We start from the raw sequence: 634 nt of genomic DNA, 5'->3' as shown, positions 1-634 counted from the left end.
ACTGTAAGTAATTAGGTGTTGCTTCAAGGCGAATGATTTGTGCCGCTGCTTGAAACACAGGAAATTGGCAGCGATACCAGCTTTGGCCCCATTCCCAACGGCCATCTAAAAAATGCAGTTCTTTGCGTGGGTGCATCCATAGCTGTGGATGCGTGGAAAGGGCTGCGGCAAGGGAGGTGGTGCCTGATTTGGGCGCACCAATAATTAAAGCCTCTGGCAAGCTGGGAACAGCTCCCCAATTGAGCAGCTGTTTTTGCTGAGCAGAAACGCTGAGCTGCGCCGAGTGATAGCTGTGCTCAAGTGCTTGTAGCTTTTGGCCAGTTTGAAATTCCCAATCGGCCAACAACTGCAAACCCAAGGGAAACTGGCGCGCTGGTTTAACCACTGAGTGGAGGCGCCCTACAAGGGCCTTGATATTTTCTCTGCTGAGCTTGGTGAACTGCAATGCATGAACACTGGCAAGATGGCCTGGCTGCACCTCCAGGGCATCAAGAAACGCTTCAGCCGCCTCTTGGAATTTACCCATAGATCGCAGATTTAAGCCATTGCAATGGCATGCAACCGCCAGCCAGCCCGAATTTGTGATCAGCTGGCAAGCAAGCCTGAATTGCCCATCGGCGCCACTGTTATCTCC

The 634-nt window shown here is 52.2% G+C and carries 1 pseudogene; it reads right to left on the bottom strand.

The features are described 5' to 3' along the window. Window positions 1-634: pseudogene (locus tag C7K08_RS15825) on the bottom strand (hypothetical protein); the annotation flags it as partial.

The organism is Synechococcus lacustris str. Tous (assembly GCF_003011125.1).
Classification (GTDB): Bacteria; Cyanobacteriota; Cyanobacteriia; order PCC-6307; family Cyanobiaceae; genus Synechococcus_D; species Synechococcus_D lacustris.
This window is presented reverse-complemented; position numbering and strand designations above follow the sequence as displayed.